This window comes from Pedobacter sp. BS3 (assembly GCF_008274585.1).
Classification (GTDB): domain Bacteria; phylum Bacteroidota; class Bacteroidia; order Sphingobacteriales; family Sphingobacteriaceae; genus Hufsiella_A.
In genome coordinates this window covers 586,012-611,383 of the sequence record NZ_VTRT01000001.1, presented here as the reverse complement: position 1 = coordinate 611,383, position 25,372 = coordinate 586,012, and the positions used below count along the sequence as shown (strand labels likewise).

Annotated in this window: 28 protein-coding genes; 20 read left to right on the top strand and 8 right to left on the bottom strand. The window is 44.0% G+C overall.

Features of this window, described 5'->3' with window-relative positions:
* Positions 1 to 213: 213 nt before the first annotated feature.
* The 11 genes from FW774_RS02695 to FW774_RS02645 all read left to right on the top strand — a co-directional run bounded on the left by FW774_RS02695 (position 214) and on the right by FW774_RS02645 (position 10,321).
* Positions 214 to 1,335, top strand: coding sequence for a sensor histidine kinase (locus tag FW774_RS02695; protein ID WP_149346607.1), 1,122 nt, complete (start codon positions 214 to 216; stop codon positions 1,333 to 1,335).
* Positions 1,336 to 1,344: 9 nt separating this feature from the next.
* Positions 1,345 to 2,040: a LytR/AlgR family response regulator transcription factor gene (locus FW774_RS02690; RefSeq protein ID WP_149346606.1), complete on the top strand. Its 696-nt coding sequence runs from the start codon at positions 1,345 to 1,347 to the stop codon at positions 2,038 to 2,040.
* A gap of 107 nt (positions 2,041 to 2,147) precedes the next feature.
* Positions 2,148 to 2,885: an intradiol ring-cleavage dioxygenase gene (locus tag FW774_RS02685; RefSeq protein WP_149346605.1), complete on the top strand. Its 738-nt coding sequence runs from the start codon at positions 2,148 to 2,150 to the stop codon at positions 2,883 to 2,885.
* A gap of 78 nt (positions 2,886 to 2,963) precedes the next feature.
* Positions 2,964 to 3,473, top strand: coding sequence for a hypothetical protein (locus tag FW774_RS02680; RefSeq protein WP_149346604.1), 510 nt, complete (start codon positions 2,964 to 2,966; stop codon positions 3,471 to 3,473).
* Positions 3,446 to 5,401: a gliding motility-associated C-terminal domain-containing protein gene (locus FW774_RS02675; RefSeq protein ID WP_187774786.1), complete on the top strand. Its 1,956-nt coding sequence runs from the start codon at positions 3,446 to 3,448 to the stop codon at positions 5,399 to 5,401. Before FW774_RS02680 ends, FW774_RS02675 begins: the two co-directional genes overlap by 28 nt.
* Positions 5,402 to 5,560: 159 nt before the next feature.
* Entirely contained in the window at positions 5,561 to 6,004 is a 444-nt protein-coding gene (locus FW774_RS02670) for a cytochrome B (protein WP_149346602.1), read from the top strand.
* Between the two features lie 211 nt (positions 6,005 to 6,215).
* The gene (locus FW774_RS02665) at positions 6,216 to 7,622 is read left to right on the top strand and encodes an anthranilate synthase component I family protein (RefSeq protein WP_149346601.1); all 1,407 of its coding nucleotides are present in this window, start codon (positions 6,216 to 6,218) and stop codon (positions 7,620 to 7,622) included.
* Between the two features lie 165 nt (positions 7,623 to 7,787).
* Positions 7,788 to 8,390: an anthranilate synthase component II gene (locus FW774_RS02660; RefSeq protein ID WP_149346600.1), complete on the top strand. Its 603-nt coding sequence runs from the start codon at positions 7,788 to 7,790 to the stop codon at positions 8,388 to 8,390.
* A gap of 7 nt (positions 8,391 to 8,397) precedes the next feature.
* A complete protein-coding gene (gene trpC, locus FW774_RS02655; RefSeq protein WP_149346599.1) occupies positions 8,398 to 9,231 on the top strand; it encodes an indole-3-glycerol phosphate synthase TrpC in 834 nt (277 codons plus the stop codon).
* Positions 9,232 to 9,300: 69 nt separating this feature from the next.
* Positions 9,301 to 9,522, top strand: a complete 222-nt coding sequence (locus tag FW774_RS02650; RefSeq protein ID WP_149346598.1) for a hypothetical protein — start codon at positions 9,301 to 9,303, stop codon at positions 9,520 to 9,522.
* A gap of 7 nt (positions 9,523 to 9,529) precedes the next feature.
* A complete protein-coding gene (locus FW774_RS02645; protein WP_149346597.1) occupies positions 9,530 to 10,321 on the top strand; it encodes a zeta toxin family protein in 792 nt (263 codons plus the stop codon).
* Between the two features lie 163 nt (positions 10,322 to 10,484).
* Here the strand turns inward: FW774_RS02645 and FW774_RS02640 are convergent, their stop codons facing one another.
* Positions 10,485 to 10,904, bottom strand: a complete 420-nt coding sequence (locus tag FW774_RS02640) for a nucleoside-diphosphate kinase (protein WP_149346596.1) — start codon at positions 10,902 to 10,904, stop codon at positions 10,485 to 10,487.
* Positions 10,905 to 11,086: 182 nt separating this feature from the next.
* Here FW774_RS02640 and FW774_RS02635 point away from each other — a divergent pair, with 182 nt between their 5' ends.
* The 5 genes from FW774_RS02635 to FW774_RS02615 all read left to right on the top strand — a co-directional run bounded on the left by FW774_RS02635 (position 11,087) and on the right by FW774_RS02615 (position 16,274).
* A complete protein-coding gene (locus tag FW774_RS02635; protein ID WP_149346595.1) occupies positions 11,087 to 12,097 on the top strand; it encodes a DHH family phosphoesterase in 1,011 nt (336 codons plus the stop codon).
* Between the two features lie 111 nt (positions 12,098 to 12,208).
* Complete coding sequence (locus FW774_RS02630; RefSeq protein WP_149346594.1) at positions 12,209 to 13,168, top strand: FKBP-type peptidyl-prolyl cis-trans isomerase; 960 nt, start codon at positions 12,209 to 12,211, stop codon at positions 13,166 to 13,168.
* Between the two features lie 77 nt (positions 13,169 to 13,245).
* Positions 13,246 to 14,334 carry an FKBP-type peptidyl-prolyl cis-trans isomerase gene (locus tag FW774_RS02625; RefSeq protein WP_242457680.1) on the top strand — a complete coding sequence of 363 codons (1,089 nt, stop codon included), beginning with the start codon at positions 13,246 to 13,248 and terminating at the stop codon, positions 14,332 to 14,334.
* A gap of 43 nt (positions 14,335 to 14,377) precedes the next feature.
* Positions 14,378 to 15,163, top strand: a complete 786-nt coding sequence (locus FW774_RS02620; RefSeq protein ID WP_149346593.1) for a TatD family hydrolase — start codon at positions 14,378 to 14,380, stop codon at positions 15,161 to 15,163.
* 49 nt (positions 15,164 to 15,212) lie between these two features.
* The gene (locus FW774_RS02615) at positions 15,213 to 16,274 is read left to right on the top strand and encodes an asparaginase (RefSeq protein WP_149346592.1); all 1,062 of its coding nucleotides are present in this window, start codon (positions 15,213 to 15,215) and stop codon (positions 16,272 to 16,274) included.
* A 7-nt stretch (positions 16,275 to 16,281) separates the two neighbouring features.
* Here the strand turns inward: FW774_RS02615 and FW774_RS02610 are convergent, their stop codons facing one another.
* The 7 genes from FW774_RS02610 to FW774_RS02580 all read right to left on the bottom strand — a co-directional run bounded on the left by FW774_RS02610 (position 16,282) and on the right by FW774_RS02580 (position 22,825).
* Entirely contained in the window at positions 16,282 to 16,572 is a 291-nt protein-coding gene (locus tag FW774_RS02610; RefSeq protein WP_149346591.1) for a type II toxin-antitoxin system RelE/ParE family toxin, read from the bottom strand.
* On the bottom strand, positions 16,562 to 16,816 hold the full coding sequence (locus FW774_RS02605; RefSeq protein ID WP_149346590.1) for a type II toxin-antitoxin system ParD family antitoxin: 255 nt from the start codon (positions 16,814 to 16,816) through the stop codon (positions 16,562 to 16,564). Before FW774_RS02605 ends, FW774_RS02610 begins: the two co-directional genes overlap by 11 nt.
* Before the next feature lie 68 nt (positions 16,817 to 16,884).
* A complete protein-coding gene (locus FW774_RS02600) occupies positions 16,885 to 19,764 on the bottom strand; it encodes a DEAD/DEAH box helicase (protein WP_149346589.1) in 2,880 nt (959 codons plus the stop codon).
* Positions 19,765 to 20,155: 391 nt separating this feature from the next.
* Positions 20,156 to 20,488 carry a bacillithiol system redox-active protein YtxJ gene (ytxJ, locus tag FW774_RS02595; RefSeq protein ID WP_149346588.1) on the bottom strand — a complete coding sequence of 111 codons (333 nt, stop codon included), beginning with the start codon at positions 20,486 to 20,488 and terminating at the stop codon, positions 20,156 to 20,158.
* The gene (locus FW774_RS02590) at positions 20,485 to 21,213 is read right to left on the bottom strand and encodes a hypothetical protein (protein WP_149346587.1); all 729 of its coding nucleotides are present in this window, start codon (positions 21,211 to 21,213) and stop codon (positions 20,485 to 20,487) included. The genes ytxJ and FW774_RS02590 overlap by 4 nt, the downstream gene beginning before the upstream one ends.
* A 371-nt stretch (positions 21,214 to 21,584) precedes the next feature.
* A complete protein-coding gene (gene ribH / locus FW774_RS02585; RefSeq protein WP_149346586.1) occupies positions 21,585 to 22,079 on the bottom strand; it encodes a 6,7-dimethyl-8-ribityllumazine synthase in 495 nt (164 codons plus the stop codon).
* A gap of 65 nt (positions 22,080 to 22,144) precedes the next feature.
* Complete coding sequence (locus tag FW774_RS02580; RefSeq protein WP_149346585.1) at positions 22,145 to 22,825, bottom strand: tetratricopeptide repeat protein; 681 nt, start codon at positions 22,823 to 22,825, stop codon at positions 22,145 to 22,147.
* A gap of 335 nt (positions 22,826 to 23,160) precedes the next feature.
* Here FW774_RS02580 and recF point away from each other — a divergent pair, with 335 nt between their 5' ends.
* From recF to FW774_RS02565, 4 genes are all read left to right on the top strand, one after another.
* The gene (gene recF / locus FW774_RS02575) at positions 23,161 to 24,261 is read left to right on the top strand and encodes a DNA replication/repair protein RecF (protein WP_149346584.1); all 1,101 of its coding nucleotides are present in this window, start codon (positions 23,161 to 23,163) and stop codon (positions 24,259 to 24,261) included.
* Positions 24,258 to 24,548: a DUF721 domain-containing protein gene (locus FW774_RS02570; RefSeq protein WP_149346583.1), complete on the top strand. Its 291-nt coding sequence runs from the start codon at positions 24,258 to 24,260 to the stop codon at positions 24,546 to 24,548. The genes recF and FW774_RS02570 overlap by 4 nt, the downstream gene beginning before the upstream one ends.
* A complete protein-coding gene (locus FW774_RS20330) occupies positions 24,545 to 24,682 on the top strand; it encodes a hypothetical protein (RefSeq protein WP_187774785.1) in 138 nt (45 codons plus the stop codon). The genes FW774_RS02570 and FW774_RS20330 overlap by 4 nt, the downstream gene beginning before the upstream one ends.
* A gap of 280 nt (positions 24,683 to 24,962) precedes the next feature.
* Positions 24,963 to 25,370, top strand: a complete 408-nt coding sequence (locus FW774_RS02565) for a DoxX family protein (protein WP_149346582.1) — start codon at positions 24,963 to 24,965, stop codon at positions 25,368 to 25,370.
* Positions 25,371 to 25,372 lie beyond the last annotated feature (2 nt).

The window sequence follows — 25,372 nt, the reverse complement described above, 5'->3', positions numbered from 1 at the left end:
TTATGCGTAAAATGTTTCAGAAGCTATTTAAAGTTATCAGAGCAAACACATTGGGATTTAAAACTATATACGTCCGACCACTGGCGGATAGATACATAGCCTGATAATATACGATCTTGATGCTTTGTGTTAAATTGATTTTTATGTTTTCTGTGTGGTTTACCTATACATTTTACCTGATCATCGATAAATTGTCCTGAACATTCGCAGAAAATGCGGTATTTTGATAGCATGTTAAACTCCCGGCGTCTTCACTTGTTTATGCACCTCATCGGATGGGTGTTGTTCCTGAGCCTGCCTTTTATTTTTTCGCACGGATATCAACATACCAACTGGCAGCAGCAATTGCCCAACTATCTGTTATTTAGTGCCATTTTTATTGCGATATATTATTTTAACACGCAGATTTTAATTCCACGATTTTTTTTCGGGAAACGTTATGTTGCATACGGATTATGCATTATGGCTTTGCTGTTGCTTATTGCCGTAATAAAGCCTTACGAGCGTTTTACCATGAATATCAGGCAGCATGACTGGAGCGAAATGAAGTCGCCGCAGATGCCCATGCATCATCCTGCAGACCGGGGAGCTTTCGGGCCTCCGCACCCGCGTGATTTTCCGTCCAATGGCCATCTGCCTGAAAAGATGATACGGTTCGATATCATCAGCATTTTTTTCTTTATCATGCTGATTGCATTGGGCCTGGCAACTCAAATAAACCGGCAATGGCAGTTCACCGAGCAGCGTGCTTCAAAAGCCGAAGCGGATAAGACCAAAGCGGAGCTGTCGTTTTTAAAGGCGCAGATTAACCCACATTTTCTGTTCAATACGCTGAATAATATTTATACGCTGTCGCTGATGCAGCATGCGGACACCCCGGCATCCATCTTAAAGCTGTCGCAAATTATGCGTTATATAACCGAAGACAGCTCTGATATTGTTCCGCTGGACAAAGAAATTGAATGCATCAGCAATTATATTGATTTACAACGTTTGCGCCTGGGTGAGAAAACGCTGGTAAATTTTAAGGCCGAGGGAAATACGCACGAAAAGAACATCGCTCCCCTTATCCTGATGACCTTTGTTGAAAACGCGTTTAAGTACGGCACAAGTAGCCATACCTTGTCTAATATTATTATCAATATATACAGTGGTGAGCAGGGGATTATTTTCTTCTGCCAGAACACCATCAATAAAAAAAGTCCGACAGAAAATCTCGGCATCGGTTTAACCAACACCAAGCGAAGGCTTGAGCACTTATATGCCGGCAAATACGATATAAACATTACCACCGATTTGGATTTATTCACAGTTAAATTAACTTTACGTGTATAAAATCCGGATATGCTTCGATGCGTTGCCATAGATGATGAACCTCTGGCATTATCATTAATTCAGAAATATGTTGCGCAGCTTACGCAGGTTAACCTGCTGTGCACATTTGAAGATGCTGTTACAGCCGCCGAATTTTTGCGCAATCATCCTGTTGACCTGTTATTGCTTGATATTAATATGCCCGACATCAGTGGCATTGACCTGGTTAAAACGTTAGAGCATAAGCCCATCATCATTTTTACTACGGCTTATAAACAATTCGCTTACGAGGGTTTTGAACTCGAAGCGCTTGATTACCTGCTGAAACCGTTTGATTTTGACCGGTTTAAAAAGGCTATTATCAAAGCTGAGGAATATTTTCACTACAAAACAAATGATAAAAAGCAGGCTGAGGAATGTTTGTTTGTACATTCTGAATACCGCCTGGTCAAGATTCCGTTAAGCAATATTGAATACATCGAAAGCCTTGAAGATTATATCAGGATACATTTAACCGATTCAAAGCCGGTGATGAGCCTGATACCTTTAAAAAAAGTGCTGGAAAAACTTCCTGCGGATACTTTTAAGCGGATACATCGCAGCTATATTGTACCTGTAAGCAAAATACGCTCTGTTGTAAACCGGAAAATACAACTAACAACCGCAGAGCTGCCCATCGGCGAAAGCTACAACCAGGCAGTGAAAGAATGGTTGCAGGGTAAGTAGCGCCAATCCTCCCGTTTTACCGATACATTTTACGCATTTACCGATAACCATACGACCGGCATATTGTAACATACTAATTTTAATATGTAACAATTAAACGACTCGTTATGGAACGCAAATCATTTATTAAATCGTTAGCTGTAGCCGCTATTTCGGCCCCGGCATTAACGGAAGCATGTAAAAAACATTCAGGAAGCGTTAACGACACCGAAACCAGTGCTACAGGAACCACTACCTCACCCGATGGCTCGTGCAGTACTACCAACAGCGAAACTGATGGCCCTTACCCGCTTTATACCAACCGCGGTTCCGCGTTAAACCGGACAGATATTACTGATGGTAAAACTGGTATTCCGCTAAATATTACGCTCACCATTAAAAATGTAAATACCAACTGTACCGCCTTATCAGGAGCACGGGTAGACATCTGGCATTGCGATAAAGACGGGTATTATTCAGGCTATTCAAATTCCGGATACCTGGGTACACAAAATAACAGTTCACTGATTTTTTGCCGCGGTTACCAGGAAACCGATAGTAACGGCCAGGTTAAATTTACCAGCATTTATCCCGGCTGGTACACCGGACGCATCACGCATATACACGCCCAAATTTATGTGAACAACAACCTGAAGCTCACTACCCAGATTGCTTTTCCGGAAGCTATAACCAAGGCAGTGTATGCAACTTCGCTGTACAGCGCTCACGGACAAAACACGTCGGTAACAAGTTTTTCTGCCGATAATGTATTTAGCGACGGCACTTCTAACGAAATGGCTACGGTAACCGTCAACAGCACAACCGGTGGTTACGATTTATCATTAACCATCTATGTTTCTGCATAGGATATGCGCTCGTGAAATGTACAGGGTCCCTGGCTGCTTCGCAGCCAGACCCTTCCGTTAACATTAATAATTGCAATCATGATTCATGCATTGGTACGATTAAGCTATAAACAGATTATCGATAATAATACTCCGGGCAACTTTGCACAACGTATTTTTCACGATAGTTATAACGAGTTCCTGCTCAAGGTGCAGGAATACAATCCGGATAATGGATTTGACACCTTCAAAGAAATTATCAGCGCCAATATCAAAGCTAATTCGCTGCATTATAAAACACAGTTCGCCATTCTACACCATATCGAATTATTAAGTCACCAGATACCGTATTTGCCGCATCTGGCAGGAATTGATTATCTCCCGTTTGATGACTGCCAGATGCATATCATTAATTCAAGTATAACCGATAAAACACTTCATAAAATATCACTCACGTATACTACGGGCGAGTTTTTACTGGTACAGCATTTTGGCGAATACCTGATTCTGGCCATACCGGAACAGCAAGGGGGCAACTCATGGTCTACCTTTACATTGAAAATGCAGGGGAACCTTTCGGTATGCAGTTATACCTATCCGGAGGCATGATACATATTACCGCTCTACGTCGAATCATCCTGCTGATACCTTGCTCATTGCTGTACCGGCAGACAATGGCGCAATCGCTTGGAGACCCAATCTTTACCGAGGATTTCGGCAACGGAACCGCCACATACGCCGGCGCTTTACCTGCCGGCACAACAAGCTACAGCTATGTGGCCCAGGCGTTTCCCAACGATGGCTCATACACCGTGATGAAAAGCACTGCGAGTTCCGGCAGCGTGTGGTGGTCTGCACAAGACCATACCGGCGATGTTAGCGGTACACACGGATACATGATGGTAGTTAATGCCAGCATTTCTGTAACCGATTACTTTTACAAAACAACCGTAAGCAACCTGTGCCCAAATACTTCGTACGAGTTTTCGGCCTGGGTGGTCAACCTGCTCCGCTCAAGCGATACCAGTCCGCCGAACATTACATTCACCATAGAAACCACGGGAGGAACCATCCTGAACAGCTATACCACAGGCAGTATCCCGCTTACCTCCGGCGGCCCGGTATGGAAAAAGTTTGGCTTTAATTTCTCAACACCCGCCAATGTTACCGACGTAGTTATCAGGATGCGTAACAACAGCGCCGGCGGTGCTCCCGCTAACGACCTGGCGCTGGACGATATTACCTTCAGACCTTACGGGCCTGTTATTGATGCCGGAATGAATACCAGCAATTCATCCACCCTAACTATATGCGCCGATGCTATACAACCGGTAAACCTTCACGCTTCGGTAAACTCAGGCGGCTACACTACGCCAGCTTATCAATGGCAGGTTAACGCTAACAACAGCGGCTGGACGGATATTGCCGGCGCAACCAGCACTTCGGTTACAGTAAACCCCAATACCGCAGGCACCTACCAATATCGCTTAGCAGTTGGCGAAGCTGCAAATTTCAGCAATACGCAATGCCGTATTGTTTCATCGGCATTAACGGTTACCATCAATGCCGTACCACAGGTTACCACTGCAAGCAACAGTCCGCTTTGTGTAGGCGAAACCTTAAACCTTACCTCCCAGGGTGGCGTAAGTTACCAGTGGAGCGGGCCAAACGGTTTTGCCTCTGCTCTGCAAAATCCAACTATTGCCAATATAACAGACGATAATGCGGGAACCTACACCGTTATGGTAACATCAGCAGCCGGTTGCAAAGCTACCGGGCAAACTACCGTTGCTATAGGAAGCCGGCCTTCGGCCTCGGTAAGTAATAATGTAAGCATTTGCTCCGGCAGCAGCACCGTATTATCGGCATCCGGAGGTGTAACGTATCAATGGTCTCCGGCCACCGGCTTATCTGATGCAAGCAGCCCCAACCCGGTGGCCAGCCCCGCCGCTACGACAACGTACACCGTGTCTATTTACGATGCCAGCAGCGCCTGTCCCGCCACAAAAAATGTTACGGTTACCGTATTAAAGCCACCTGTAGCTAATGCCGGGCCAGACAAAAGCACCGTGCAGGGTAACGGCATCATGCTGGCAGGAAGCGCATCCGGAGATAATATTACATATCAGTGGTCGCCAGCCGATTATCTGGATAACCCTGCCAAGCTAAACCCCGTAGCAACTCCGGCTCATGACATGACCTACACCTTAACCGTAACTTCGAATGACGGCTGCGGAATCAGCACAGACCAGGTGACTGTAAAAGTTTACGATAAGGTTATCATTCCGAATACGTTTTCGCCTAACGGCGATGGCATCAATGATGTGTGGAATATTACGGCGCTTGAATCCTATCCACAGGCTAGTGTACGTGTTTTTAACCGGTATGGCAATGACGTATTCCATTGTACCGGCTACCCTACTCCCTGGAACGGGCAAAGCCATAATCAGAATTTACCGGCCGGAATCTATTATTACCTCATCGATTTGAAAAATAATACGCCTCCTTTACGCGGATGGCTGCTGATTACGCGATGATGCCGGTTGGGTAAGCGTAAAAGCTGACCCGGATAAACTGCACGTATTCCTGCCGCTGCTGGTGTCTCCACCAGCCCCTCTGTATAACCTATCTTTTTCATTTTTAAACAGCTTCTAATGGTAAATTTTTGTTTACTTTGAACTATAAACCCATTAACCATGTATAAAGTATTATTAGAATCACATTCAGGCTTCAGGTATGTTGTCCTGATATTGCTTATAACCGCATTGCTGGTATCATATACCGGATGGTTCGGTGGCAGAAACTATACAGCCAATACCCGGCGGTTAAATCTATTCGCCATGGTTTCGGCACATATCCAGTTCCTCCTCGGCCTTATATTGTATTTTGTAAGTCCTTTAGTAAACTTTAATATGGGCGTATCCATGAAAGACGCTACCTTACGTTACTGGACGGTTGAGCATATCGTCATCATGCTTATTGCCATCGCGTTGATTACCATTGGCCATTCCAAATCAAAAAAGATAACGCCTACGGCAGCCAAGCACCGCACCATCGCCATATTTTACTCGCTTGCATTCATTATCATCATCGTAGGCATTATTATGAGCCAACGTCCGCTGATTGACTTTATGCAATAAAAACTGAATAAAAATTTGCAATTCAGATTTTGCTTCATACTTTTGTTGCCGATGAGCACAACAATCCATACAAAAAGCTGGTGGTGGCAAGGTAATCACACCTTCGCCGGGCAATTGTATGCTTATTAATAATCAGAGAGACTCAATAATTAAGATATATTAAAAGCCCGACGCTGTAAAAGAACGTCGGGCTTTTTGTTTAACACATAACATGATGTACACCTTACATACCACGTACAAAAAACTGCTGGCCGATACAACCACACCGGTAAGCATTTACCTGCGCTTACGCGATGTTTTTCCAAACAGCGTTTTACTTGAAAGCTCAGACTATCACAGTCGCGAAAACAGCATGAGCTATGTATGCTGCGACCCTATAGCCGGAATTATATTAACCGATGAACAGTTGACCAGCTATTTTCCCGATGGAACACAACGGCAGGTTGCGGCAAGCAATATTAATTTGCAGGAAGAAATAGCCCGCTTTCGCGATAGCTTTACCAGCAGCGGCGTGCCGGATTTAAAGCTGATATCAAACGGTTTGTTCGGCTACTTCACGTTCGAAACCATTGAACATTTTGAAGATATCCGCCTGGAGAAAAAAGGCAACGACAGCCGGAACATCCCGCTGATGCAATATCATGTTTACCGGTACGTCATCGCTATAGACCATTTCCGTAACGAACTGTATATTTTTGAGCATAGCCTGCAACCGGATGGAGCCCAGGGACTGGAGAAAATCCAGTATCTCATCCAGAACAAAGATTTTCCCGAATATCATTTTAACACCACCGGAAACGAGGAAACCAATTTCACCGATGAAGAGTTCCTGTCGTTAATTGACCGCATAAAACAGCATATTTATCGTGGCGACGTCTTCCAGATTGTGCCTTCACGGGCATTTTCACGAACCTTTGCCGGCGATGAATTTAACGTTTACCGGGCTTTGCGTTCCATTAACCCATCGCCGTACCTGTTCTATTTTGATTATGGCAACTTTAAGATTTTCGGTTCATCGCCCGAAGCCCAGCTTACCATCAAAGGTCGCGAAGCCGCCATCTACCCCATTGCAGGCACATTTAAACGCACCGGCAACGATATGCTCGATGCGCAATTAGCCGAGCAACTGGAAAAAGACCCGAAAGAGAGCGCCGAACACGTGATGCTGGTAGACCTTGCCCGCAACGATTTGAGTCGCCATTGTGCCGATGTAACGGTAAAAGCATTTAAAGAAGTACAGTATTATTCGCATGTTATCCACCTGGTATCAAAAGTAACCGGTCAGCTCAGGCAAAACGCCGACCCTTTTTATGTAGTTGGCGATACCTTTCCGGCCGGAACACTGAGCGGCGCACCCAAATACATGGCCTTAACCCTGATAAACCGTTATGAGAACCAGCAACGCGGATTTTACAGCGGCGCTATCGGTTATATGGGCTTTAACGGCGACTTTAACCATGCCATCATGATACGGTCGTTCATGAGCCGCAACAACGTATTGCACTACCAGGCCGGGTTCGGGCTGGTTGCCGACTCAGACCCGCAAAGTGAATTGAATGAAGTAAATAACAAAATCATGGCCCTGCGCAAAGCCATTGAAATGGCACAAGAGATTTAAGTTAGCTTATAGTTCATGGTTCATAGCTTATAGTCCGGAAGTCGGGAAAGTCCGCAAGTAAAAAAGTGTTACGAGTTAAAAGTTATGAGTTATGAGGCCCGTAACACGTAACCCATAACACGCAACAATAGAACAATTAAACAATTAAAGCAATTTACATTAGTAATGAGCACCGAAAATAACCATCCGCAAAACCAGGACAAGATTCTGGTTATCGATAATTACGATTCATTTACCTTTAACCTGGTGCATTTGCTGTACGAGTGTGGCCGCGAAGTAACCGTTTGGAGAAACGATAAATTTGAATTGCCCGACGTAGAACAGTTCGATAAGATTTTGCTTTCGCCGGGCCCCGGCATCCCATCCGAAGCCGGACACCTGCTGGATGTAATCCGCACCTATTCGGCCACAAAAAGCATTTTAGGTATTTGTTTAGGCATGCAGGCCATTGCCGAAGTTTTTGGCGGCAGCCTGTATAACCTCTCAAGTCCCGTGCACGGCAGGGCTACTACCATACATATTACAGATAACACAGAACCCCTATATACCGGTCTTCCCGAAACGTTCGAAGTAGGTCGTTACCACTCGTGGGCGGTAAACAAAAGCGATTTACCCGATGTATTAAAAATTACCGGCGAAGACGCCAATGGGGTGATGATGTCGCTAAAACACACCGGGCTCAATGTACGTGGTGTGCAATATCATCCCGAATCGGTTTTAACAGAGCATGGTAAAAAAATGATTAGCAACTGGTTAACCCTGAATTAAGCAGCTTATGTCGTACACGCAAACACATCCCGGTTTATTAAATCCCGGCGGGATTCTTTCAGAAATTGTCGTAAAAAAAATAGATGAAGTCGAAGCGGCAAAAGCAGCCCGTCCGGTAAACGTTTTGGAGCAATCGGAATTTTTTCACCGCAGTTGCTTCATTTTAAGCGACTTTATTAAAGACCCGCAACGTACCGGCATCATCGCAGAATTTAAACGGGCATCGCCTTCAAAAGGCATCATCAACAACCAGGCGGATGTCATTGAAGTAACCCGTGCTTACGCGGATGCCGCTGCCTCAGCGCTTTCTGTACTAACCGACAGCAGCTTTTTTGGTGGCAGCACTGCCGACCTGGTAACGGCACGCAACGCTAATCAGATTCCCATTCTACGGAAGGATTTCATGATTGATGAATACCAGGTTATTGAAGCCAAATCGCTTGGCACCGATATTATCCTGCTTATTGCAGCCATATTAACGCCACAACATCTGAAAACATTGGCAGCACAAGCCAAAAAGCTTGGACTCAATGTGCTGCTGGAGGTGCACAACCAGGAAGAGCTGCAACGCAGCTTATGCCACGACATTGATGCCGTAGGCGTAAACAATCGCAACCTGGTTGATTTTACTGTAAGCGTACAACATTCGTACGATTTGGTTAAGCATATTCCTAATCAATTCTTAAAAATCTCCGAAAGCGGCATTAGTAATCCGCAAACCATAAAAGAGCTCAAACAAGCCGGGTTTAACGGCTTCCTGATAGGCGAGAACTTCATGAAAACAGACAATCCCGGAAAAGCAATGGCTGAATTTGTTGGGGAGATGGGTGATGGTGTATAGGTCATGAGAAGATAGTTGATAGATTAATCCTTTTTGAAAACAATCTTTTATTTCATATCTTTAATCATTATGACTACAAAAACAAAAAGATTGTCCAGAAGCAAAACCAGTGATGGATTTGCTTATCTAACCAAAAGAATCCTGGTCAATAAAGCCAAAAGTGCAGGTAAAGTTGCAGCAAAAAATGCAATGGAACTTATGGGATATGTAGTTACGGTAAAAGATGGCTGGATTGTAAAGCAACACCAGGACGGAACAGTTGAACAAATAAAGAAACTGCAAGTGATTTAATCCCAGGGTGCCTGAACAACATACTCCACAACTTAGGCTGCGAATCTTTGCCGGGCCAAATGGCTCTGGAAAAAGTACTGTTATTAAAAAAATTCGCGAAACAGAGGTTAACAACAGTAACCTCAAGCTCGATATTGGCATCTATGTTAATGCAGATGATATAGCGAAAAGCATTGCATCAGGTTCTTTTACCTTTTCAGCTTATGAGGTGAGCTGTGAAAAAGCAACACTTTTAGATTTTGCGGATAAAAGCGGCCTACTATTTGGAAACTTTACCAGAGAGCAATTTGAACAATCTTTCGAGCTTAATAAAAATCATCTCAAATTACTAATTGACAGAAATATCGACCGGGTGGCACAAATAACCGCCAGATATTTAAGGAAAGCCCTTCTCGATGCAAGAAAGAGATTTTCTTTTGAAACAGTATTCTCTCATAAATCCAATCTGGATATTATGCAAGAGGCTGTAAAAGCAGGGTACAAAGTATATCTTTATTTTGTTGCTACCGAATCTCCGGAAATCAATAAGTACCGTGTGGAGTTACGTGTTAGAGAGGGTGGACATAATGTTCCTTCCGAACGTATTGAACAAAGATATTACCGGGCTTTGGAACTTCTTTACGATGCTGCTGAAATTGCTTATCAGGCATTTTTCTTTGATAACTCAATTGACAACGAACCTTTCAGACTGGTAGGACATTTCAAAAAATCGGGCGAAAATAAAATCTGGGATGATATTCCAAAAGAGGAAATTTCATACTGGTTTAAGAAATATTATCTGAACCGAATTAGTCTATAAGTAAGGAATATATACTTCTGTAAACCTCTTGGGAACAGATAAAAGGCTTGTCTTAAACTTTTGCTTAACTCGCGTACAAAAGTCCAGTGTTAGTAGCGTTAGCACCAACAAAAAAGGCGCCCGTTGCGGCGCCCTATCTTAAAAACCCTTAAAATATTCTCCCTTAAAAACGCTCAAAAGCGCTGAAGAAAAAGTTTCCTTCAATTTCGGCATTAGCATCCGAATCTGAGCCGTGAATAGCGTTGGCATCAATAGACTTGGCATATTTATTACGGATAGTTCCGGGTTCAGCCTTAGCCGGGTCAGTTGCGCCAATCAGTTTCCTGAAATCTTCAATAGCGTTATCCTTTTCCAGGATAGCTGCTACGATTGGTCCTGATGACATGAATGAAACCAAATCGCCATAAAAAGGACGTTCTTTATGAACAGCATAAAACTCACCGGCTTTCTCGGCAGAAAGGCGGGTGTATTTCAAGGCTACAATTTTAAATCCGCCCTTGGTAATATCGTCTAAAATAGCGCCAATGTATCCGTTAGCTACGGCATCAGGCTTAATCATTGTAAATGTTCTGTTGGTTGCCATGTTGAACTTTTTAAAAAATTGGCGCAAAGGTACGGTTTTTAAAAATATCGCCTAAGCGATACAAAAAATAAAAAAATCACGTTCTAAGTAATTTTATTCTGCAAACACGCTTGATGATAATTATTTAATGTTATTATTGTATGATGCAGGTTTTTAATAGCTTTGCATTCTTTTTATAAAACATGTTAGATACGGCTTCGCTGAAAGATTTATTGCTGCAACCCCAGGACGTTGTTATAACCACGCATCATAAGCCCGATGGCGATGCGATGGGTTCGTCATTGGGTATGTACAATTACCTGGTACAGAAAGGGCATAGGGTACGGGTAATTACCCCGACCGACTATCCCGATTTTCTGCACTGGTTGCCCGGTAATCCCGAAGTGACCATTTACACACAGAATCCCGATTTGTCCAAACAATTGATAGCCGATGCCAGCATTATTTTTTGCCTGGATTTTAATGCGCTTTCGCGGATAAACGATATGGACGAGCTGGTACGGCAATCGAACGCTGTTAAGGTAATGATAGACCATCACCTGGAACCGGAAGGTTTTGACGATTACCGGCATTGGTCTATTAACGCCAGCGCTACGGCCCAACTGGTTTATGATTTCATTACCGTGCTGATGGACGACCGCAATCTCATCAATAAGGATGTAGCCACTTGTCTCTACACCGGTATTATGACAGATACCGGCTCGTTCCGTTTTGCAACCACCACGGCCCAGGTGCATCATATTATTGCCGATTTGATTAATGCCGGAGCCGAAAACTGGCATATTCATCAGCTGGTTTACGATAATTTTACCGAAAACCGCCTGCGCTTCTTAGGTTATTGCCTGCTGAATAAGCTGGTGGTTCTGCCGGAATTCCGCACCGCTTTTATCAGTGTAAGCAAGCAGGAACTGGAACAATACCAGATCAAAACCGGCGACACTGAAGGTATTGTAAATTACGCCTTAACCATTAATGGTATCCGTTTAGCCGCTTTCATTGTAGAGCGGTCTGACAAGGTAAAATTATCTTTACGTTCTACAGGCGATTTCCCGGCCAACGAAATTTGCAAGAAATACTTTAACGGCGGCGGTCACCGTAATGCGGCGGGTGGCACTTCCGAAGAATCGTTAGAACAAACCGTTAACCGTTTTAAATCTATATTACCCGACTATAAAAATCTTTTAATACAATAACACATAACTTAGAAATGAAACCATCATGAGCGCCTGTAGAAATTCACAAACCAGGATGAGTTAACATGCTCATGATAGCTTCATTGCCACTAAAAAAACAAAATTACTCAAATGAAAAAAAATTTAATTGTTTTAGGATTTGCTACCCTTGCACTTGCAAGCTGCCAGCAATTTAAAAAAGGTGAAGGCGATATGCTGTACAAGATCAACACCGATAAGGAAGGCCCAACTATTAAGGAAGGCGATTTTGTAGCATTCAAAGCCATAGAAAAAACAGAAGGCGACTCTGTATTATACAGCTCTTATGATTACGACCGCCCGTCATTATTGCTGGAAGAAAAATCTGTTTTTAAAGGCGATTTATATGCAGCGTTAAAGTTGCTGAGCGAAGGCGACAGCGCTACCTTCAAGATCAATATGGATTCGATGGAGAAAAAGATGGGTCGCCCAAAACCACAGAACGCCAAAGGAAAATACCTGGTTTACAACATTAAAATTGACAAAGTGCTTCCGAAAGGAAATATGAACGACAGCATTTTCCACAGCAAAATCGATGAATACTTAAAAGCAGAAGCCGAAACTGCCAAAAACCAGGAAGCCGGCAAATTAGATGCTTATGTTAAAAACAAAGATTTAAAACCCACAGTAACCGCATCGGGATTAAAATATGTGGTAACCAAGCAAGGTTCGGGCGAAAAAGCCGCAGCCGGCGATACTGTTGAGGTAAACTACACCGGTTCATTCCTGACCGGAAAAGTATTCGATACCAGCATAGAAGAAGTTGCCAAAAAATCAGGAAATTTCAACCAGATGCGTCCGTACAAACCTATCAAGATCCCGGTAGGTGCAGGCGGCTCAATTCCCGGATTTGACGAAGGCTTGATGCTGTTCCCCAAAGGAACTAAGGCAACTTTAATCCTGCCATCAAAGCTGGCTTACGGACAACAAGGCAACCAGGCTATTCCGCCGTACACTCCGCTGATATTTGATATCGAAATTGTAAATATTATTCATCCTACGGCACAAGCGCCGGTAGCTGCAGCACCAGCAGCGCCCGCTCCTGCTAAATAATTAAAAACTGCAAAGAAACATATCCGGAAAGTTTAACCTACACCAGGGCTTTCCGGATATTGTTCTTTAATCTCAGAATGAAAAAAGTATTCTCGTTAGCATTACTGGCACTGATAGGGTGCAGTTATGCCCAGGCACAAAGCAAAAAAGATAAGGCGAAAGCTAAAACAACCGAAGTAATTCCCGTGGCTATACCGGCAGCACCTGCACCGGCTATGAAAACTACGCCAAAAGGTTTGCAGTACACTATTTTTACCGATAATTCCGGGAAAAAGATAAAGCTGAACGATGTGATTACCTTCAACTTTATCCAGAAAACCGATAAAGATTCGGTATTGATGAACAGCTATGAGCATGGCTCGCCGGCAAAGATCCAGGTTCAGGAATCAAAAAACATCGCCGACCTGATGGAAGTATTCCCCCTGTTAGCCGAAAAAGACAGCGCCCTGATCAAGCTGCCAACCGATTCTATTTTTAAAGACCACGAAGACCAGCGTCCTCCCTTTTTACCCAAAGGAAGTTCGGTACTGTTTACCATAAAAGTTGAGCAGGTACAAACCTTGGAAGAAGCGCTGGCCGAACGCCAAAAGATCATGGATCAGATGAAAATGGACGAAAAAGCTTCGCTGGCCAAATACATTGCCGATAATAAGCTGGAGCTGCAAAGCACACCATCCGGCTTGTTATACCGCATTACAAAACCTTCAACCAAACCTAAGCCGGTAAAAGGCGATACCGTATATGTTAACTACACCGGTCGTACGGTTGATGGTAAAGTATTCGATTCAAGCGTTGAGTCGGTGGCCAAAACAGCGGGCTTGCAACAACCCGGCCGCACGTATGAGCCTATAAGCGTTGTGGTTGGCGAAGGCAATGTGATCCCCGGTTGGGATGAAGGCTTACTACTGTTCAACGAAGGTGCAAGCGGACAATTGCTCATTCAATCTGACCTGGCCTATGGCGAACGCGGAGCCGGAGAAGATATCAAACCATTCAGCTCGCTGATATTTGACATTGACCTGGTGAAAGTGAAAAAGCCGAAAACAGCGGCAACTACTGCGCCAGCAGCCAAAAAGCCGGTTACCACTGCAAAAAAACCGGCAACACCGGTTAAAAAAGCAGCAACACCTGCTAAACCGGCGGCAAAACCCGCAACAAAAAAATAAAAAGCGAAGCCTCCCGTTAAACAGGAGGCTTCTTTGTTTAACAATGATATTAACCGACAGTCATACCCACATTTACTATAAAACCGGCCATGAGCTGGATGAGCAGGTACAGCGTGCCCTGCAAAATAACGTAACGCGGTTGTTTCTGCCCAATGTAAATGTCCGCAGCATCCCTATGGTTTTTGGTCTGCAACAAAAATATCCTGACCATTGCTTTCCCATGCTCGGCCTGCATCCCTGCGATGTTAAGCTACAAGCGGATGAAGATACGTTATCCTACCGGGATGAGCTTGACCAGATTCACCGGGAAATCGGAAAACGTAAAATATACGCTATCGGCGAAATTGGGATTGACCTGTATTGGGATAAATCCACATTAGATATACAGGTTGAAGCGTTTGAGGTACAAATCAATTGGGCGAAAACATTAAACCTGCCCATTGTTATCCATTGCCGCGAGGCTTTTGATGAAGTTTACAGCATCCTGCTAAGGCAAAAAGACGATAAGCTGCGTGGAATACTCCATTGTTTTACCGGAACCACAGAACAAGCCCGTAAAATCATTGATCTGGGCTTTTATCTCGGTATCGGCGGAGTAGTAACCTATAAAAATTCAGGATTGGATAAGGTGGTTGCTGATATTCCGGCAGAGCACATCGTGCTGGAAACCGATGCACCGTACCTTACGCCGGTTCCCTATCGCGGAAAGCCTAACGAAAGCAGCTATTTAATCCATATCGCTCAAAAAGTGGCCGATATAAAGCAGGTGTCGATAGAAAAGCTGGCTGAGATTACCACCGAAAATTCAAAAAAGATTTTTTGTGTTTGATAACATTCCCGTTTTAGAAAATTAAATCCGAAATTCGGCACAGATAGCGATGACCAGAATACTCATTATTTATACAGGCGGCACAATAGGTATGGTTAATGACTCGGGATCTGGCGTACTGAAACCGCTTGATTTTGGCCAGATACTTGAAAATGTGCCCGAACTGAACCGGCTCAACTACCAGATTACGGTACATTCGTTTCATCCTATCATCGATTCGTCGAACATGACGCCTGAAATATGGGTAGACCTCGCCGAAAAAATCGAAGAACGGTACGATGAGTTTGACGGTTTTGTTATCCTGCATGGTTCTGATACCATGGCGTTCACCGCGTCGGCATTAAGCTTTATGCTCGAAGGTCTGAACAAACCGGTTGTATTTACCGGGTCGCAATTACCCATAGGCCAGATACGTACCGATGCCAAAGAAAACCTGATCACCGCACTTGAAATTGCCTCGGCAAAATTGCCCGATGGCAAGGCCCGTGTTCCGGAAGTATGTATCTATTTCGATTTTCAGCTATTCCGGGGAAACCGTTCATTTAAATACAATTCGGCTAAGTTCGAGGCATTTCGTTCACCCAATTACCCGGTACTGGCCGAAGCCGGTGTACACCTTCGCTTTAACGATGCCAGCATTCGCACCTGCGACGATTGCGTGTTCAAAGTACATAAGCGATTAAATAATGCCATTGCCGTACTGAAATTATACCCGGGCATCAGCAGGCAGGCGGTAGAAGCCATTGTTCATTCAGACACCCGTGCCATTATTATGGAAACCTTCGGCGCCGGTAACACCACCACAGACCAATGGTTTTTAGATTGTCTGCATATCGCCATAAAAAGCGGGAAGATCATTCTTGATATCTCGCAATGTAAGGTAGGGATGGTAGAGCTTGGCCGCTATGAGACCAGCCGTGAGCTCAAGAATATGGGTGTTGTAAACGGTTATGACATGACGTATGAAGCTGCCGTTACCAAGCTGATGTTCTTGCTGGGCCGTGGCTTTACCAACGACCGTATAGCGCAATTGCTTGAAACCAACCTTCGCGGTGAGCTATCTAACAACGTTAATAACACGCTGTACCTGAAACGGAATACGTTGTATTAAAGCTGGCTTATTCTTTTAACCGGTTTTCAATATCCATTCTTTGATGCAGCACCCTGACTATTTCTACTTCATCGTTTACACGATAAAAAATCAGGTGAGATCCTACCTTTGAGCAACGATAACCTTTTCTTACATGGCTATAGTCTTTTCCCGAATCAGGATTCGAGGCAATATATTCTATCACGTCAATGATCAGGTTATAATACCGGTCAGCTTGCTTAACCGACCAATTTTCAAATGTATATAACCAGATATTTTCAATATCTCCGGCAGCCTCCTTACTAATTTTATACGTCACCGACAGAATGTTTTGAATGAAGATTTTCCAGGAATTTATTCCTGCTAAAATCCTTTACAAAGCCAGATTTTTCACCTTTTTTCAGCTCCTTTATCAGCTCCTTTTTTGTATTTTCTTCTTGTTCAAAAACCCGCAAAGCAGCTCTCACAACTTCGCTGGCAGAAGAATAACGTCCCGACTTTACCAGCTCATTGATAAAGTTATCAAAATAATCGCCTAATAATATGGATGTATTTTTAGCCATGACCAAAAAATCTTACTCAAAGATACCAATTATTGGTATAGGTTCAAATCTTAACAAGGTATCAAATCTTAATTCAATATCTCCCGTATATCATCCGCCGTAAGCGATTTCACAAAACTTTCCTCGGTAGTTATCAGCGCCTCGGCGACCACTTTTTTACGGTTTTGCAAAGCCAGTATTTTTTCCTCTACACTGTCGCGGGTAATGAATTTATAGATAAATACATTTTTGGTTTGTCCGATACGGTGACTGCGGTCTATGGCCTGCTGCTCTACCGCCGGATTCCACCAGGGGTCGAGAATAAATACATAATCGGCATCGGTAAGGTTCAACCCAACACCACCAGCCTTAATGGAAATCAGGAAAAGCCGGATTTCATCATTCTCCTGGAACTCACGCACAATTTCACCACGATTCCGGGTTGCGCCATCCAGGTAAAGATACGGCACCTGCTCCCTGTCAAAATATTTACGGTAAATGGCCAGTTGTTTTACAAACTGTGAAAACACCAGCACCTTATGTCCCCGCGACAACACATTCTGAAGCGTATGAATCACGTTCTCAAACTTACCCGACTCACCGGTATACTCCTCATCGATCATCTCCGGGTGATTGGCAATCTGCCGCAGCTTGATCAATCCCTGCAACACCTTTACCTGCGATTGCTGGAACGTGCCCTCCTCTATGCTGCGTAACAGCTCATTACGGTATTCCGATTTCGTTTTTTCGTAGTACTGAGCCTGCTCTTCGCTCATCTGGCAGTAAAATAGCTGCTCGGTTTTGGGCGGAAGCTCCGAAGCAACCTGGCTTTTGGTTCGCCGTAATACAAACGGCTTGATGAGCGCCTGTAATTTGCGGGCCTTATCATCGTCCTTCTTTTTCTCTATCGGCGTCACAAAATCATTCTGGAAAAAATGCTGGTTACCCAACAGGCCCGGGTTGATAAACGACATCTGCGTCCACAAATCATTCACCGAATTTTCTACCGGCGTTCCGCTCAATATGAGCTTGTGTCGCGACTTAAGCTGCTTTACCGCATGGTACGCCTTTGACGATGAATTTTTGATGTTCTGGCTCTCATCCAGGATGACGTAATGAAAATACAGTTCCTTCAGCAAATCAATATCCACACGAGTAATGCCATAAGTAGTAAATACCACATCGTAGTCCATAAAGCGGCTTACCTCCTTATTCCGGAATGTACCGGTATGGGCCAGGATTTTCAGTTCGGGAGCAAACTTTTCCGCCTCACGCTGCCAGTTATAAATCAGCGACGTTGGCATAATAATCAGCGATGTAGAAGCCTCTCCCTCCTTTTCTTCCTTGATTTTTTGCAGCAAGGCCAGCGTTTGCACCGTTTTCCCCAAGCCCATATCATCGGCCAGACAACCGCCAAAATTGTATTTCCGCAAAAAGTGGAACCAGTTATAGCCCGCTTTCTGGTACGAGCGCAACGTTCCGTTAAACCGTTCAGGAGCGCTGATATCTTCAATCTCATCAAACCCGGCCAAACGCTGTAATTTACGGTCAATGGAAATCTGAGCCAGCTCACTTTCGGCAAAATCATTGACCAGGCCAATGTAATGCTTCTTTAAACGGAGCTGCTCCTTACCCTGCACAAAATGCAGCAGGTTGGTATATTGCGAAAACCACTTATCCGGGATAATGGCAATCTCGCCGGAAGGCAAAACAAACTCACGGATGCGGTTCAGGATATGATTTTTAAGCTCAATGAACGGAACCTCGTACTGCCCGAAACGCACAATGGCGTAAATATCAAACCAGTCGTTATTCTCACGAAACTCCAGGTTAATGCGACTGCTGCCGAACACAAAACGCTTGTTGCCATCCGGCTGCTCAAACGTAAAGCCAAGCGCTACCAGCGTATCATGATGCTCATTCAGCCAGTCCATAACACCCAGCGAATAAAACTCGTTATCTGCCGCCACTTCCAGGTTAGAGAACAAAGAGGCCGAAACCTTCAATCCCAGCTGAATCAAACTATCCAGCTTACCCTTTTCCCAGCTCAATGAGCGCTTAACGCGATGAAAGACATAGTCATCGCCACGATGTTCAGAACGCACCGAAACCCGTTTATCGCTCGAAGCGGCAAACACATAATCACCATACCTGAAATAAAGCTGCAGCTGCGAAGCTCCATTAGGAACATAAATCAGCTTCAGCACCGGCACAGCCTCATACTTTTCAGTCCGTATTTCAAAGCCCTCGGCATACACATGATATTTTTCAATCAGCGGCCCCACAAAGCGCTCAAAATAAGCCTTCTCAGAGCTTTTAGGAATGGAGATATAGCGCTTATTCAGAAACGGCTGAAACTTTTTCCCCTCCACATCCTGCTCAAAATAATACAGCGTATCATCAACCAGCAGCCAGGCCGGCTCATTATTGATAATCTGCGCATCCTTAAACATAAACTCCACACGCAGCCCCTGGTATTTTATGGTCGGAAAGTAGCGGGTTTCCTGCTCATTACGCCTGAAATGAAACAGCACCGTAGCCGGTTCGGCCGCAATGGTCAGCTTGCGCTCCACAGGCCAGCCCTCCTTGCTCATCAGGAACAATTCCTTATCCCGAAGCAGCTCCAAAGCCTCCTGAATACGTTTTTCTATCTTTGGCCTGATAACGTTAAACTGCTTATCGTCAAAAACCTTACTGAAATACTCAACCGGACGTATGGGCTTTTTGTAATAACGCTTAATAATGTTGCCCTGCTCGGTTTCTTCCAGCAGCTTAATCAGCCTCACATCCGTTTCGGTCAGTGTTTTGGCATATTCTTTAGCCGTATTAGAAAATAATCGCTGGTAGGTTAACGAAAATCCGCCGTCGGGATTCAACTGAACAACGTGGGGTTCTATCAGGTAGCCCAAAAAATCATGCTTGCACACCGAATACACTAATTTAAAAGGCTTGGAGCTATCTACACGCATTGTAAAAACAAAAATTACCCGACCGGTCGTAAAAAAATAACTTCAAACCTACTTAGAAAAAACAGGCTACACAAAAAATAGTGTATTTCGTAACGAAAAAGTGAACATTCAACACCAACGTCATTTCAACGAGGTACGAGGAGAAATCTGTAAACTCATTGGCAGAGGCCTCAATAGCACAGCTCGCATATTGGCGGCCTGTACTACTGCTGCGGAGATTTCTCACTACGCTCGAAATAACGACAGGGGCTTTTTAGCTTCTTATCTTAACGCCTGTGCGATCCCGTATGTACGGGAGGGATCAGGAGGATGACGGTGCTTTTTGACTTTTTGGTCAGCCCCGAGGGAGGCAATCCCCAAAAAGATTTATGAGTAAGCTTCGGTCAACTTGTTAAACAGCTATCTGCTCCGCGGCTTCTTCGGCAGAGATCTCGCCGTGAGAGGTTTCATAGATACATTCGCCGTTTTTGATCAGGAGCAACTGCGGCGATTCATGATGCACCTGGAATTGCTCGGCAACGGCATTTGAAATATCGCGATGATTAAGCACATCCAGAAAATACAGGGCGGTATCATCCGGTAAGGCATCCCAATCCAGCTCAAACTTCTTTTTTGCCATCAGGCTGATGGAGCAGCGGTTGCTGTGCTTGAAAATAATGCTGTAGCCGGCGGAATTTTTAATGTCCGCTAATTGCTGTGGGGAGGTGAGTTGTATCCAGGTCATGGTTTTACTAATTTATCGGGTTCTACGCTTAATAATACGCTGGCAACGGGATAGGAGATAGAACAGTTATTGTCTTCGCCGGTTTTTACGGTTGCCAAACGCAGGCCGCCGCCTAAATCTTTATAATGCTGGCTTTTAAAGAGCCTGAATCCTTTTTTTGACGGCGGTTGTACTTTCCACTGGCTAATTTTCCCGGTTTCGGGGTTAACATATAACCACAGATCGGTTACCGGGGCGTTTTTTTTGCTAAACCGGGCATGGATAACCTGGTAAAGCTTCCCGTCGAGCATTTCAGGATCCTGCAACGATGTAGGGGTATTTTCAAGCTCAAGGGGCGCTAACAGCCAAAAGGTATCGTGAACAAACGCCTTATAGGCAGCGTCCAGGTATTTTTTTGCGTCATCGCCGGTAACCCGATGCCGGTTAATGTATGCTGTGCCTTTTTGGGTATTGATGTTAAATAAAACCACCAGCTGTTTTTTATCGGGCAGCATGGTCTCGAAACGGTAGTCGCCGGTAGAACGGTCCCAAAGATGCTCATTGAGCTGGGTGTTATCGCCAAAATTGGCCTGGCAGGTAAAAGACAGGAAGCGTGAATCGTTCCAGTTCTTTTTACCGCCCGAGTATTCCCATATCTCGTCAATTATTTCTTCTTTTTTACTTTGCGAGAAACAATAACCCGTGCATAACGCATAGGCAAAAATCAGAGAAAGTATGACTCTCATTTTTTAAGTAAAGCAGGAGATAGGCTTTAGCTGCCTCTTCTGGATTTTGGATAGGAGTTATATGCCGGGCATAGCTTTGATGAGCACGACTGTAACATCATTGCCGATATTGCCACAAATAATAAACCAATTGCCAGTTTTTTCATAAGAGCACGAATTGCTGTACAAATGTAACTATTGCAAAGTCAAAAGTAAAAATTAAAAAGTTAAAAGTTGAACGTAGTGAAATCCCGTTATCCCGAATCGTTCTCTCGGGACAGGCGGTGCGGGAAAATCCCGACCATTCGGGGTCATAAAATCAAACTGCTAAACCCGGTGCCTGAGATTTCTTACCTTCATTATCTGCTTTTAACGCTAAACAGGTAACTTATTTACCTGAGCGAATGTTTTATATGGGCCATTTGTATGGCTGTAACTGCCGCTTCATCGCCTTTGTTACCGTGTTTTCCACCCGAACGGTCTTTTGCCTGATCTAAGTTATCTGTAGTTAAAACACCAAAAATAACGGGTTTGTTGTATTTAATATTTAATTGTGTGATACCATTGGCAACAGCATCGCAAATAAAAGTAAAATGTGGTGTTTCGCCTTGTATAACACAACCCAGGCAGATTACAGCGTCTAAATCTGTACGGGCATTCAGCAGCATATCGGCTCCTGAGGTTAGCTCAAAACTTCCGGGAACTTCAATAACGGTAATATCGGCTTCTGCCGCACCATTATCTGTTAACAGTTTGTATGCACCATTTAATAAAGCACCGGTAATACCGGCGTTCCATTGCGCTACTACAATGCCAAATTTATATCCCTTTGCAGAGGGGATGATAATGTTTGAAAAATCGGAAAGGTTTTTTAACTGAGTTGCCATATATAGTAAAAATGGTTACCGCGAGCTGTTGCCACGATAACCATTATATCTTTTGTTATGCGTTTCTATTTGCTTCGAGCTTCGTTACGGGCAATATATTCGTCAATGTTCATTGCCTCGCTGCTTTCTGGATATTTATTTTTTATTTTCTTGTATGCGTCCAGCGCAGCATCGTAATCTTTTTGCTGTTCATAAACCAGTCCCAGCTTTTTAAGGAACATCGGCGCAGTGAACGAATTATCGTTCTTGTCAGCAGCTTTTTTGTAATAGGTTATTGCCTTATCGTACTCTTTCAGCTCGCTGTACGCATCGCCTGTCATGCCCAAAACCAACGGATCAATTACCGGGCTACCGGTGCTGCTGTAATTTCCCAGCGCTTCAATAGCTTTCTGATATTCGCCTTTTTGCAGGTATAATCCGCCCAAATAGGCATTGGCAATATTGGCCGATTTAGTGCCTGAATATTCATCGGCAATTTTTTCAAAGCCCGGATATGAGCCATCGCCTTTTATGGCACGGTCTGAAAGTGAGTCAACAGCAGCATATTCTTCGGCCTTAAACATTTCGTTAGCCGCTTTTTCTGCACGCGGCGCCAGGTAAAACTTCTGGTAGCCGAAATAAAGTAAAATAAGCACAATAATAGCCCCGCCGATAAACGACAGGCTTTTTTGATTCTCCTGCACAAAGCTGCCTGTATCCTTTAATGAGTTATGCTGAGCAGCCTTATCTTTTTGATCTTTCGCCATTTGCGTAAAAAAATTAGGTCTGCAAAAATACATTTTTCAGGCGTAGTATCAACTCTATTGCTAAATTGTTTAATTGATTGTCATTCACCGTGCATTATTGCCTGCTTTTTACATCATTCCAGGCTAGCTCCGGGAGATTTAAAATGTGCTTACACGATAGCTATTTGCCCGGCGAAACCTTACATTTGCGCAACAGTGTTAAGTTATCTATAAAACTAACCTGTAAATTTGTTTTTGATATTATTGATTTAAGCCTGTTGCTGGTTTTGACCCCGAAGGGTCGGGGTTTCACTACATTCAACTTTTGACTTTTAACTTTTGACTTAACACCAGGTATGTGGCTGCAAAAATTATCATTGCTCAATTTTAAAAACTATGCCGAGGCCGAATTAAGCTTTTCGGAAACGGTTAATGCCTTTGCGGGTGATAATGGCGCCGGCAAAACCAATTTATTGGACGCCATACATTACCTGTGCCTGTGCAAAAGCTATTTCAACCCTATTGATGTGCAGCAGATTTTGCAGGGAGCCGATTTTTTTATGCTTCAGGGTGTTTTTGAGCGTGCCGCACAAACCGAGGTTATAGCCTGCTCATTAAAACGCTCGCAAAAAAAGCAGTTTAAGCGCAATAAGAAAGAGTACCAGCGCCTGGCTGATCATATCGGTTTGTTCCCGCTGGTGATGATCTCACCGTATGACATCAGCATTATTATTGAAGGCAGCGAAGAGCGCCGGAAATTTGTAGATAATTCCATCTCGCAAACCGATAATCATTACCTGGATGAACTGATCGCCTATAACAAGCACCTGCAAAACCGCAACAGCTTATTGCGGCAAATTGCCGATACCGGACGTTATGACCCGCAGCTACTGGAAATATTCAATGAGCGGCTGGTAGCATCCGGACAGCGTATTTTCGAAAAGCGCAAGATGTTTATGGAAGCGTTTATACCGGTTTTTAACAAGCATTATCACTACCTTACGGAAGATGCCGAACAGGTGGAGCTGGTATACGAGTCGCAGCTTTTGCACGATGATTTTGCCGGATTGCTGCAACGCAATACTGAACGCGACCGTATCCTGGAACGCACTACAACGGGTATTCATAAAGATGAGCTAAGCTTTACCATTCACGGCCTGCCCATGAAAAAATTTGGTTCGCAGGGACAGCAAAAATCTTTCCTGATAGCTTTAAAGCTGGCTCAGTATACGTATCTGCAACAGCAAAAAGGCTTTAAGCCCCTGCTCCTGCTGGACGATATTTTTGATAAACTGGATGAAAAGCGTACCCGCAAGCTGATGCAAATGGTATCGCACGATGATTTCGGCCAGATTTTTATTACCGATACCAACGCCGAAAGAATATTGCGTATTTTTGATGATATCAGCGTGCCTGTAAAACTGTTCAACGTAGATAAAGGTACCGTAACATCATGAACCGCAGCAACGATAAACCTTTAAAGGAAGTGTTTGAGCAACTGCTTAAAGTGTATAACATTAAACGCAAGTTTGATGAAACTTCGCTTGTTGCCGCTTGGCCCGAAATGATGGGCAAAGCCATTGCCAACCGCACCAAAACCCTCTACATCCGCGACCGCAAACTGTACGTACGGGTAGAATCGTCGGTAATAAAAAACGAGCTGATGATGATACGCCAGCAGATCATCGACCGCATGAACGAGCGGGCAGGCTCTGTGGTAATTGAGGAAATGGTGCTGTTGTGAAGAATATAACACCCGGATTTATGAATAACCGGCCGGAACCCGTTGTCAACTTTACCGGCAAAGCGCCCGGTAAAGTTGACAACGTTTTTGCAAAAAACTTACTTATGCTGAATAACTACCTGCTGCCGGGTTAAATTGCGGCCTTGTTTTATGTGCAGAATAAGGCTTAAGTTAACCCCTGCCCCAAAGCTGGAAACTTAAGCCGGAGAAGGTGTTTCAATTGCAGCTATAGCTTCTTTTGCCGGCTGTAATTTCTTACCCGCAAAGGCTTCCTATCGAAGGAAATATCTTCTTAATAATCTGAATTCATTATCATTTAGCGTTTTAATTAGTTTGAGAATGGCTCTATATAATACATACACTTTTATTAGTACTTTTGAGTATATTTTAACAACCATTTAAACTGAAATTATCATGGCATTATTATCTAACCTCGGAAAATATAAAAATACAGGTCTGCTGTTATTACGTATAGGCGTTGGCATCATGTTTATTCTGCACGGCTATCCTAAATTAGCCGGCGGGCCTGAAATGTGGAAAGCTGTTGGAGGCGCTATGAAGAATATTCATATCACATTTTACCCGGTGTTCTGGGGATTAATGGCTGCCTTAACCGAAACTTTTGGCGGTTTTTTGTTCCTTATCGGATTGGCATTCCGTCCCGCGTGCTTACTGCTGGCGTTTGTTATGCTGATGGCTGCTATGAATCATTTTGCTATGGGGCAGGGCTTCAACGAGGCATCGCATCCCATTGAAGCCGGTATTGTGTTTATTGGTATGGCCTTTATTGGGCCTGGAAAATACAGTGTCGATAAAAAATAACA